This window comes from Clostridium sediminicola (assembly GCF_050402865.1).
In the GTDB taxonomy this organism is placed as follows: domain Bacteria; phylum Bacillota; class Clostridia; order Clostridiales; family Clostridiaceae; genus Clostridium_AF; species Clostridium_AF sediminicola.
On the sequence record NZ_BAABMF010000003.1, the window covers coordinates 222744 to 235523 of the forward strand.

General features: G+C 30.6%; 8 protein-coding genes. 5 read left to right on the forward strand and 3 right to left on the reverse strand.

What is annotated here, in order from left to right; genetic code table 11:
* Positions 1–2 precede the first annotated feature (2 nt).
* The 3 genes from ACQ3F0_RS07865 to ACQ3F0_RS07875 all read right to left on the reverse strand — a co-directional run bounded on the left by ACQ3F0_RS07865 (position 3) and on the right by ACQ3F0_RS07875 (position 4687).
* On the reverse strand, positions 3–653 hold the full coding sequence (locus ACQ3F0_RS07865; protein WP_428864623.1) for a lysoplasmalogenase: 651 nt from the start codon (positions 651–653) through the stop codon (positions 3–5).
* 141 nt (positions 654–794) lie between these two features.
* A complete protein-coding gene (gene argR / locus ACQ3F0_RS07870; RefSeq protein WP_428864624.1) occupies positions 795–1250 on the reverse strand; it encodes an arginine repressor in 456 nt (151 codons plus the stop codon).
* A gap of 506 nt (positions 1251–1756) precedes the next feature.
* A complete protein-coding gene (locus ACQ3F0_RS07875; RefSeq protein ID WP_428864625.1) occupies positions 1757–4687 on the reverse strand; it encodes an insulinase family protein in 2931 nt (976 codons plus the stop codon).
* A gap of 868 nt (positions 4688–5555) precedes the next feature.
* Here ACQ3F0_RS07875 and ACQ3F0_RS07880 point away from each other — a divergent pair.
* The 5 genes from ACQ3F0_RS07880 (at position 5556) to ACQ3F0_RS07900 (ending at position 12766) form a co-directional block, all read left to right on the forward strand.
* A complete protein-coding gene (locus ACQ3F0_RS07880) occupies positions 5556–6065 on the forward strand; it encodes an NADH-quinone oxidoreductase subunit NuoE family protein (protein ID WP_428864626.1) in 510 nt (169 codons plus the stop codon).
* A gap of 20 nt (positions 6066–6085) precedes the next feature.
* Entirely contained in the window at positions 6086–7975 is a 1890-nt protein-coding gene (locus tag ACQ3F0_RS07885; protein WP_428864628.1) for an NADH-ubiquinone oxidoreductase-F iron-sulfur binding region domain-containing protein, read from the forward strand.
* Positions 7976–7996: 21 nt separating this feature from the next.
* A complete protein-coding gene (locus ACQ3F0_RS07890; protein ID WP_428864629.1) occupies positions 7997–9739 on the forward strand; it encodes an NADH-dependent [FeFe] hydrogenase, group A6 in 1743 nt (580 codons plus the stop codon).
* Positions 9740–10375: 636 nt separating this feature from the next.
* Positions 10376–10852: an NADH-quinone oxidoreductase subunit NuoE family protein gene (locus ACQ3F0_RS07895; RefSeq protein ID WP_428864631.1), complete on the forward strand. Its 477-nt coding sequence runs from the start codon at positions 10376–10378 to the stop codon at positions 10850–10852.
* An 18-nt stretch (positions 10853–10870) separates the two neighbouring features.
* Complete coding sequence (locus tag ACQ3F0_RS07900) at positions 10871–12766, forward strand: NADH-ubiquinone oxidoreductase-F iron-sulfur binding region domain-containing protein (RefSeq protein WP_428864632.1); 1896 nt, start codon at positions 10871–10873, stop codon at positions 12764–12766.
* Positions 12767–12780: the final 14 nt, after the last annotated feature.

Sequence of the window (12780 nt, forward strand, 5' to 3'; positions counted from 1 at the left end):
TCTTAACTGATATAAATGAATCCAATAACTATTAAAGCTTGTGCTATAACATAAGTTATCCCTACCCAAAAATCTCCTTTGTTTATTTCTTTTCTAAAAACTTTTATAGATAAAATACTATCTGATAAAATAAAAAATAAAGATCCCATGAAAGGTACCCAACAAATCAAACTTTTACTTACCAAAGCGTATAGTAAACTTGAAAAGCTCATAATAATAAGTGCAAAAATGTATACAACAACAAATTTTTTCATATTGAATAAATACTTTTTTAAAATTGAAAAAATAAAAATACCGTAAATTATATATGGAATTATAAATAAGTAGTTAATTAAGGATAGTGATTGAATATGATAAATCCCTGTAATAAAAACGATTGCATAAAAAATATGACCTAAAAGAAATGATAGTAATCCACCTATAAAAAATTTATCGCCTTCAAACATTAAAAGAAAATCTCCTAAAAATCCAAATAAAATAGCCATAATTATATAAATATTTATATCAGTAACAGCTATTCCATAAACAACAGCAAGTAATGGTAATAAAAAAGGTTTAGAAAAATACTCCATCTTTTTTATACTTTTGTATCCACTATAAACATACAACACAGCAAAAAGTATAAATAAAGAAACCAACACTTTACACATCATGTCAATCCCCCTCCTTTATTTTGGATACGCTTTGCAATAAAGCATAACCTTAATTCTATATATGCTTATATAACAACATATATACATATAGCTCCGAAGTAGTATTTCTATATAAAAAAAATGCGCATGAAAGTGCGCATTTTAACTCTTTAGATGGGTTTCTAATTTTTTATAAACTTCTATAGCTTTTTGTTTACAAATACATAACACGAAAACGGTATTATCTCCTGCAATTGTACCAACAACCTCTGTTCCATATAGCTTATCAACCATTTCACCTGCAATAGCTGCAGATCCGCTCATAGTTCTTATAACAACCATTTCATTTATTGCTTTAATATCTAAAACAGATTTCTGAAAAACGTAAATCAATGTATCATATGTAGATTTTTCACCTCTTGGTAAATTATGTGCATATATATAGTTTCCATTGGATGCTAAAACCTTGTAAAGTTTTAATTCTTTTATATCTCTTGATATTGTAGCTTGGGTAACTTCTATTCCATCTTTCTGCAATTCTTCTATCAATTCTTCTTGAGTTTGTATTTCCTTTGAATCAATAATCTCGAATATCTTAGAATGTCTTGTTTTCTTCATCAATAGCTCCTCTTTCGATGTAATTATAAATTGCGAACAAGTTTGCAATTTATAGTGACAAGTTGTAGATACCTTTTGCGTTAGCAAAAGTACATTATCCCATCATCGAAGATGATAAAGGCTTAGTTTAAGATTTTCTGCAAGAAAATCAACCTTAACTTGTCACTTGTAACTTATCACTTGTCACTGTTTTAGTTCGCTTTTTATTTCTATTGTTATACTATAATTATACACTAATTTTGCATAATCATTTACTAATTTTATTTCATGTTCATTTTAAAAATACTAATTTTTTTCTAATATATTTAACAAAATAACAAAACACTTTACTACTATAAATCGTTAAATAGAATAATTTTGCTTATAAATATACGTATTGAGCAAAAAAATTATACAAGCACCAAACTCATTATAGCAAATGTTTTGTACTTGTATAAAAATTCTTCATATTAAAAACTCTATAAATATTCACATTTAAGAAGAAACTATCATAAGAAAGTTAAGAGTTAAAAATTAAATATATCTACTAAATCCTTAAATAGTTCTTTATTTTCCTTTAATTTTGACTCATTTCCTAATACACAAATTGAATTTTGATTCATTAGATCCTCTAACATTTTTGAAAATTCTCTTATTTTTTCAGGAGTAGTAGATAATACTTCATCTCGTTCTTTTTGAATCTCATCATTTGTAACTCCACTCATGTAAAGAGATACTCCTTTATCTAATTTAATCGAAGGTGTTAGTGGTGTATCTAAATTACTTATTGTTCCAATTATATATTTAGTCATTTCCCTATCATCAACATCAAAATTTTTGAAATACTCATGTACATTATCATATACATTTAGAGTTTCTTTCAAATTAGGATCTCTATATGATGCAAAAACCATATTTCCACTTCTTCCTAATGAAGCAAAAGCACCATAAGCTCCTCCAAGAACTCTTACCTTATTCCACAAATAATCAAGACTAGCAATTGACTTTAATACTAGTAAATTCCCACTATATTTATATCCTAATTTCACAAAATTAAATCCTTTAGTAACATATTGTACATCTGACTGAGTTAGAAGACCCTCATTATCTTTAGAAAGTTTTATTTCATAATCATTATAGTTTACCTTCTCATTTTTAAAACTTCCAATAAGTTGGGGTAAAGTTTTTCTGACTTCTTCATAATCTTCTTCATCACAAGTAACCGCAAGTAGTAAATTTTCTTTATTAAATATTTTGCTTGATACTTCTGTTAATTTTCTACATATATCTTCCCATTTTTCCTCAAAGCTTTTATCTATATCAATTATAAACTTATAAAACTCTAGTCCTGATAAAATATCATCATACTTACTTCCCTCTGAGAAATAAGCAAAATTTCTATTAGCTGCTACAAGATGACCAGAATCAAAAATTGCCATTTCTAATCTAGATTTCATTTGATGAATTATTTCCCTTAATCTTTTCTTATCTTCAAACTTTGTTTTATTTATTATTTCATCTAAAAGTTCTTTAAGTTTTTCAATTTTACTTGATAAAACTTTTGCTTTGACTTTAAACCTAGGATAATACGTATCTGCATCCCCACTTTTTATATATGTTACTGGTGCGAATCCAATTCCTCCAGTAGATATATTTACTTCATTTGCTAAATCCATATAATTAAAGCTTTCTGTATCCATACTACCAATTACACTAGATAAAAGGCCCACATAAGGTATAAGTTCTTTTTCAACAGCTCTTGTATTGAAAAGCATACTTAAATATACTATTTTATTTGTGAAATCCTCTCTATAAATGACCTTTACTCCTTCTTCATCCTTCTCCTCTATTTCAATAAGTTCTGCTTTTGGATTTATATCTTCAAGATCTAGCATAGGCACCTTTTTAAGATTTTCTTCTGATTCTCCACTTTGCTGTCTCTTCACTAAATCTTCAGTTTGAATAATAAGTTTATTTATTTCCTCATCACTTAAGGAATTTTTATATTCGCTGAGTTTTTTATTTATTTCCAGAGTCTTCTTTTCTGACAAACCCTTTTTAGGAGTTAACATTATCAATGAACAATGATTATTATTTAAAATGTATTTTTCTATCAATTCTTCAAAATAATTTGTATCAAGTGCTTTTTTTACAATCTTTAATGTATTTTCGTATTCTATATGAATTAATGGATGAGTATCATATAACCAACTATTCATAACTTTTGAGAAATATACAAGCCCTTTAGGATATGTTCGTGTATCCCCTTCTCTTAATACGAATTCTTTAGCATTAAGTCCACCTTCAATAAGTTTCTTATCTATACCATTTTTAACCAAATCCCTAAGAGTATCAAATACAACATTTTTAAATCTTTCTTTTTCTTCTTCATTGGAATTTTTAACAACAATACTGAAAACTGGCTGTCTTATTCCACTATCATAAAATCCAAATACATCTTTACCTAAATTAGCATCAATTAGAGCTTTCTTAAGAGGTGCTGCAGGTGTTTCTAATAGCAAGTACTCAAGAATATTAAAAGCAAGATATTTCTCTGGCTCAGTGTTTTCCCCTACTACAAAGTTTAAATTCAAATATGTTTTATCTACACAATCATCTTTATCTGAAATTGGATACTCAGACACAACTTCTTCCATACCATTAAAAGGCTGTTGGAACTTTATATTTGAATCTACATTTATTTTGTTGAAATTATCCAAATATTCTTCATTTATAAATTGAAGTTGACTTTCAAGTTCTCCATTACCATACAAATAAATATAACTATTAGAAGGATGATAGTACTTTTTATGGAAATCCAAGAAATCTTCATTTGTTAACTCTGGAATATATTTTGGATCTCCACCAGACTCATATCCATATGCTGTATCAGGAAAAAGAGATTTTTCAATATTTCTATAAAGTACGTCCTCTGGTGATGAAAATGCACCTTTCATTTCATTATAAACTACACCTTTATATGTTATTTCTTCATCTTTAGAATTTAATTCATAATGCCATCCTTCTTGCATTAATATCTCTGGATATTTATATATGTTCGGATAAAAAACTGCATCAAGATAAACATCCATCAAGTTAAAGAAATCTTGTTCATTTTTACTAGCAACTGGATAAACAGTTTTATCTGGATATGTCATTGCATTTAAAAAAGTATTTAATGATCCTTTAGCAAGTTCTACGAATGGATCTTTTATAGGAAATTTTCTAGAACCACATAACACTGAATGTTCCATTATGTGTGCTACCCCTGTATCATCATTTGGAGGTGTTCTAAAACCTATAGCAAAAACTTTATTATCATCATCATTCTCAAAATTCAAAAGTTTTGCACCTGACTTTTCATGCTCAAAAAGTCTGTAAAGCGAATTTATCTCCTTTACTTCTTTTGTTTCTATTAATTTAAAACCATGATATACATTGCCTATTTGAAAATTCATATATTCCCTCCCGGATTATTAAATAATATGTCTATATAATTTATAATTCACAATGCACAGTGCACAATTAAGAATGTACTTTCGCTATAGCAAAAGGAATCATTTTATCTTTTTACTTCAATTAAAAGCTTTGGCTTGCGAAAGGTTCCCTTAATTGTGAATTGTGTATTGAATATAGATAAACTTTTGAAGAAGTTTATCCATATATAATATATATACTATATTGTACCAAAATTTACCCATAATAATATACATAACCTCGAAATTTTTAATATTATACTTATTTTTATTCAAAACATCACAATTATACAGAAAAAAGATAAATTGAGCAGCAAGTTATATTTAGTTTACAGTTGACGGTGTACAGTTGACAGTATAGGATGATTTTCTTTCAGAAAATCTTTAACTAAACTTTGTTCGCTTTACTAACGCAAAAGGAAAGAAATTTTAATTAAAAGCTTTCACTTTATTAGTGAAAGGTATCCTTTACTGTAAACTGTTCATTGTAAACTGGAAACTGGAAAAGATTATTTAAAGATATAACAAAAAAATTATAACTCTCTTTCCTTTTGTAAATAATTTTACCAATTAATGTGCATACTATTTTAGGGTAGTTTTCATATATGAGAACTATCCTAAAGTAGTTATAAGTTTTAAGTTAATGAGATTTTAATGGTTAGACGCAACAATTATAAATTGCAAAGCAAGTTAGTGTACAGTCCACAGTTAATGACCCCCTTTCGCTTATTTAATAAGTTTTTTGTCTTTAATTTAAATAAAAAAGCTTTTGTTCCACTGAAAGGTTCCCTTTACTGTCCACTGTTCACTGTAAACTGTTAACTAATAAAAGGATGGTGAGAAACTATATATGTCAAAAATAAACATAGATGAGAGTAAATTAGACAAAGACAAATTGAAAAAACTTGAGGAGCATATTGATAATTTAAAAGAAAAAGAAGGCTGTCTTATTAATGTATTACATGAAGCACAGGATTTATTTGGATATCTCCCACACGAACTACAACTTTTTATATCCAGGAAACTTGACATCACTGCTGCAAAAGTATATGGAGTAGCTACCTTCTATTCATTTTTCACTATGGAACCTCAAGGCAAGCATGTTATAAGTGTTTGCATGGGTACCGCATGCTTTGTAAAAGGTGCAGATAAAATACTAAATGAATTTAAAACTCAACTAAATCTTAAAGATTCTAGTACAACAGAAGATGGTTTATTTACTATCGATTCATTAAGATGCGTAGGTGCTTGCGGTCTTGCTCCTGTTGTAATAGTAGATGGAAAAGTGTATGGAAGGGTTAAAGTTGAAGATGTTAAAGGAATTATAGCAGAATATACCCCTGAGAAGATAGTTCAATAAGGTTAATTGGAGGAATTAATATGGATAAAGTAAACTCCTTAGAGGAATTAAAATCTTTAAAAGAAAAATATAAAAATTTAATTGAAATCCGTACTACAGAAGATTTAAAAAATAAAAAAACTAGTGATAAAATTGATATTCTTGTATGTGGAGGTACTGGATGTCATGCTTCAGGAGGCATTGAGGTAATAGACATATTTGAAAAAGAGCTTCAAAAAGCAGGACTCCAAGACAGAGTAAATGTTATATCTACAGGTTGCTTTGGATTTTGCGAAAAAGGCCCAATTGTAAAAATTATGCCTGATAATATATTTTATATTGAAATAAATGCTGAGAAAGCAAAGAGAATAGTAAAAGAACATATTATTAATAAAAAAATAGTAGAAGACTGCTTATTTAAACAACCTGATACAGGTGAAACATTACATAAACAAAATGACTTGCCTTTTTATAAAAAGCAAATGAGAATTTCTCTTAGAAATTGTGGACTAATTAATCCTGAAGACATAAGAGAATATATAGCTGTAGATGGATATAAGGCCTTGGGTAAAGCATTAACTGAAATGACTGCTGATGATGTTATTAACGAAATAAAACAAAGTGGCTTAAGAGGTCGTGGTGGCGGTGGTTTTCCTACAGGTGTTAAATGGGAAATGACTAAAAAAGAAAAATCTGATATTAAATATGTTATCTGTAATGCAGACGAAGGTGATCCTGGAGCATTTATGGACAGAAGCATACTAGAAGGTGATCCACACTCTATATTAGAAGCTATGGCTATTACTGGTTACTGTATAGGCGCTCAAAAAGGATATATATATATAAGGGCTGAATACCCTCTTGCTATAGAAAGACTAAGAATCGCCATGAAAGAAGCTTATGACGCTGGGTTCCTTGGTGAAAATATTTTAGGTACTGATTTTTCCTTTGATATAGACTTAAAATACGGAGCTGGTGCCTTCATATGTGGTGAAGAAACAGCTCTTATAAATTCAATAGAAGGAGGCAGAGGTGAGCCAACTGTTAAACCTCCATTTCCATCTAAAGTAGGACTATGGAAAAAACCAACAAACATTAATAACGTTGAAACCTTTGCTAATATTAGCCCCATTTTATTAAGAGGATCTGATTGGTTTAGTTCCATTGGAACTGAAAAAAGTAAAGGTACAAAAGTTTTTGCTTTGGCTGGAAAAATAAACAACGTAGGCTTGGTAGAAGTACCTATGGGAATTACATTACGAGAAATTATATTTGAACTAGGCGGTGGAATTAAAAACAACAAAAAATTCAAAGCTGTTCAAACTGGTGGTCCTTCTGGTGGTTGTATACCTGAAGAATACCTTGATACTCCAATTGATTATGAAAGCCTAACTGCTATAGGCTCTATGATGGGTTCTGGAGGTATGATAGTTATGGATGAAGATAATTGTATGGTGAATATAGCTAAATTTTATCTTGAATTCAGTGTAGATGAATCCTGTGGTAGATGCACCCCTTGTAGAATTGGAAATAAAAGACTATATGAGATTTTAACAAAAATTACTGAGGGAAAAGGAACTATGGCACACCTCCAAAGTTTAAAAGAACTTGGTGAAATAATTAAAGATACTTCTCTATGTGGGCTCGGTCAAACTTCCCCTAACCCAATTTTAAGTACAATGAACTTCTTTTGGGATGAATATGTAGCACATGTAAAAGATAAAACCTGTCCTTCAGGAGTATGTGAAAAATTAGCAAAATACTACATACTACCCGAAAAATGTGTTGGTTGTACAGCATGTGTTAAAGTTTGTCCAGTAGATGCTATTTCAGGAGAAGTAAAGAAAACTCATATAATTGATAAAGAAACCTGTATAAGTTGTGGTGCATGCGCTGAAAGATGCAAATTTGATGCTATCACAAGAAAATAGGATAAAAGAGGTGTAATAAGAATGAATATGATTAATCTTACTATAAATGGCTTTAAAGTGACCGTGCCTGAAGGTACTACTATTTTAGACGCGGCAAAGACAATAAATATACACATTCCTTCACTATGCTATCTAGATTTACATGATATAAAAATGGTAAATAGAACTGCATCTTGTAGAGTTTGCGTTGTAGAAGTAGAAGGACGTCGTAATCTTGCTCCTTCATGTTCTACAGAAGTTACAGAGGGAATGATTGTTAAAACTGATTCATTGCGAGCAATAAAAGCAAGACGCGCTATGGTAGAACTTCTACTATCGGATCATCCTACAGACTGTCTGGTTTGCGAAAAAAATACACAATGTCAACTTCAATTAATCGCAGCAGAACTTGGCATACGAAAAATAAGATATAAAGGTGAAGAATCCCATTATGATAAGGATGCCTCAAGTGGCGCATTATTTAGAAACCTAGATAAATGTATAATGTGTAGACGATGTGAAACAATGTGCAACGAAGTTCAGACATGTGGTATTTTATCTGCAGTAGATAGAGGCTTTGAAACAGTAGTCTCTCCTGCTTTTGGTCTCCCTATGTTAGATACAATGTGTACATTTTGCGGCCAATGTGTTCAAGTGTGTCCTACTGCTGCACTAACAGAAGTAAGTCATAAATCTAAGATATGGTCAGCATTATCTGATCCAGATAAATATGTAGTTGTACAGACTGCTCCTGCAATTAGAGTTGCTCTTGGTGAAAAATTTGATATGGACCCTGGAACAATTGTTACTGGAAAAATGGTATCTGCTTTAAGAAGGCTAGGATTTAAGAAAGTATTTGATACAAACTTTGCAGCTGATGTTACCATTGTAGAAGAAGCTCATGAATTTATAGATAGACTTCAAAACGGAGGACGACTTCCTATTCTCACCAGCTGTTGTCCTAGTTGGGTAAAATTTATTGAGCATCAATTCCCAGATATGATAGATATACCTTCTACATGTAAATCTCCACATATCATGTTTGGAACACTTGCCAAAACATATTTAGCTGAAAAATTTGACATAGATCCAAAAAAAATCGTTGTAGTATCAGTAATGCCTTGTATAGCTAAAAAATATGAGGTAAACCGTCCAGAATTAAAGCATGAAGGAGAAAATAATGTAGACTTAGTCATTACTACAAGAGAATTTGCTGATATGATTGTTGAAGCTGGCATAGATTTCAAAACACTTCCAGATGACGACTTTGATCATCCTCTTGGAGAATCTACTGGAGCATCAACTATATTTGGTGTTACAGGTGGTGTTATTGAGGCTACCCTTAGGACATCATATGAATGGCTTACTGGTGATACATTAGAAGATGTAGAATTTCATGCAGTTAGAGGCCTAGATGGACTGAAAGAAGCTACTGTAAAAATTAATGGCCAAGATATAAAAATTGGAGTAGCTCATGGACTTGGAAATGCAAGAAAATTACTAGAATCTATTAGATCAGGAGAATCACACTACCATGCTATCGAAATAATGGCATGTCCTGGAGGCTGTATTGATGGTGGCGGCCAACCATATCATTTTGGAAATATAGATATTGTTAAAAAAAGAATAGAAGCAATATATAGAGAAGACAGAGGTAAACCAATTAGAAAGTCTCATGATAATCCTGCTGTAATAAAAATGTATAAAGAGTATATTGGTGAAATTGGTGGCGAAAAAGCTCACGCTCTACTACATACACATTATACTCCTCGAGAAAAAATTTAAATTTATAAATATTTATAAATATTAAGTTGTAATTCAGCATCTAAACCATACATAGTTTGGATGCTTTTTCTTTTATTTGTAATTAATGAATTTATTAGGGTCTTATTTTTACTCTTTATAAAATTTTTTAAAAAACTTTTAATATATATATTAATTTTTTTTCTATTTTACTGTATAATGAAAAAGGCTGATAAAAATATAACAAAGTAAAGTGATTTCTTTCATTTCATTATATATAAGTTTTATTTGCATTTGAATTTTATGAACAATATATCTTTTATGAATTTTCAAACAATTCAAAATTAGATTTATTTACCTACTTTTTTTCAAATTTATTTATCAATGAGTAAAATATAGCCTATTTTACCAAGAATAAATATTTTGTAGGTATATATATATATTTGTTTGTGAATGATATTTTTATCACAATCTTAGACATTTTTAGTTTAGCTTTAAAAACTATGTAGAGCTTCCAATTTAAAAATTAATTTGCTTTATAGACAAGCAATTTTAGCTGATAATTAATATATGTTGTCTATAATACATATCTAAAACTCGTTAATGTGTGGAGATTTTGATACGTGATAAAATCTAGTTTTACTTTGGATTCTCAATAATACAAGGAGGTATATATTAGTGTGTTCTAATGAGTTAGTAAAAGAAAAGTTTATTGAGTTAGAAAATTTCATCAACGAAATGCCCGATAAACAAGGTGCTTTAATTGAAGTTTTACATAAAGCTCAAGGTATATTCGGGTATCTTCCAGAAGAAATTCAAAAGTTTGTAGCAAAAAAATTAAATATCCCTGTTGCAAAAGTATTTGGTGTTGTTACATTCTACTCATACTTCACAACTGAACCAAGAGGAGAATATGTAATAAGCATATGTATGGGAACAGCATGCTTTGTAAAAGGTGCTGGTGAAGTACTTAAAGCCTTTGAAGATCAACTAGGTATTAAAGCTGGTGAAACTACAGAAGATGGTAAATTCACTATCGAAGTCCTTAGATGCATAGGTGCTTGCGGCCTTGCTCCAGTTCTAACAGTTAATGAAAGAGTAATAGGTCATGTAACAACAGCGGCACAAGTAAAAGAAATTTTGAGCGAATACTAAGAATAGGAGGTAAGTACATTGAGTAATATCAAAACTTTTGACGAACTTAAAAAACTTTATGAGCAAAATAAAGAATTATTAAGCTTAAGAAATGCTTCTCATGAAGAAGAAGTATCCTTTGAAAATAAAAGATGTAGAAGAGAAATTCTAGTATGCGGTGGTACTGGATGTAAATCACAACGTGCTGACGAAATACAAGCTAATTTAGAAGCTGAAATAGAAAAAGCAGGTCTTACAGGAGAAGTTACAGTTGAGATAACTGGATGCTTTGGTTTCTGTGAAAAAGGTCCTGTTATAAAAATAAATCCAGATAACATCTTCTATGTTCATGTAACTCCTGAAGATGCTGAGGAAATAGTTAAAGAAAATTTAGTGAATGGACGAGTTGTTCAAAGACTTCTTTATGAAGAACCAACAATAAAAGAAAAAGTTAAGAGACAAGACGAAATGTCTTTCTATAAAAAGCAAGTAAGAATAGCTTTAAGAAACTGTGGTTTAATTAACCCTGAAAAAATAGATGAAGCTATCGGAACAAAAGGATATATGGCTTTAGGAAGAATTCTATCTGAGATGACTCCAGAAGAATTAATTCAATTAATTACTGACTCAGGATTAAGAGGTAGAGGTGGCGGTGGCTTCCCAACTGGTAGAAAATGGGGATTCGCTAGAAACTACAATGCTGATCAAAAATATGTAATTTGTAATGCTGATGAAGGAGATCCAGGTGCATTCATGGACCGTTCTATTTTAGAAGGAGACCCTCACAGTGTATTAGAAGCTATGGCACTTACTGGTTATGCAATTGGCGCCTCGAAAGGTTATATATATATCAGAGCAGAATACCCTCTTGCAATTAACAGATTGAGAATAGCTATCTCTCAAGCTAGAGAATATGGTTTACTAGGAAATAATATCCTAGGTACTGATTTTGATTTTGACATAGAATTAAAATATGGTGCTGGAGCATTCGTATGTGGTGAAGAAACAGCCCTAATTCACTCTATTGAAGGTGAAAGAGGAGAGCCAACTGTAAAACCACCATTCCCTGCTGAATCTGGTTTATGGGACAAACCTACATGTGTTAATAACGTTGAAACTTACGCAAACATTCCTGCAATTATAAACAATGGTGTTGACTGGTTCACTTCAATAGGAACTAAAACATCTAAAGGAACAAAAGTTTTTGCTTTAGCTGGAAAAATCAATAATGTTGGTCTTGTTGAAGTTCCTATGGGTACAACACTAAGAGAAATCATTTTTGAAATCGGTGGCGGAATCAAAAATGATAAAGCCTTCAAAGCTGTTCAAACTGGTGGTCCATCTGGTGGATGTATCCCTGCTTCACTTCTAGATACTCCTATTGATTATGAATCATTAACAGCTATCGGTTCTATGATGGGTTCTGGTGGTATGATCGTTATGGATGAAGACAACTGTATGGTTGACATAGCGAAATTCTATCTTGAATTCACAGTTGAAGAATCTTGTGGAAAATGTACTCCATGTAGAATAGGTAACAGAAGATTATATGAAATCTTAGATAGACTTACTAAAGGACAAGGAAGAAAAACTGATATAGCTGACTTAAAACAATTAGCAGAAACTATTAAAGACACTTCACTTTGTGGATTAGGTCAAACAGCTCCAAACCCTATTTTAAGTACATTACATTTCTTCTTAGATGAGTATGAAGCTCATATTAATGAAAAACGTTGTCCCGCTGGAACATGTACTGCTTTACTAAGCTATGACATTACTGATAAATGTATAGGTTGTACAAAATGTGCTAGACAATGTCCTGTTGATTGTATTTCAGGAAAAGTTAAAGAACTTCACGTAATTGATCAAGAAAAATGTATTAAATGTGGAGCTTGTTTCACGGCTTGTCCAGTAAATGCGATTATTAAGAAATAATAAAAAAGAGAGGT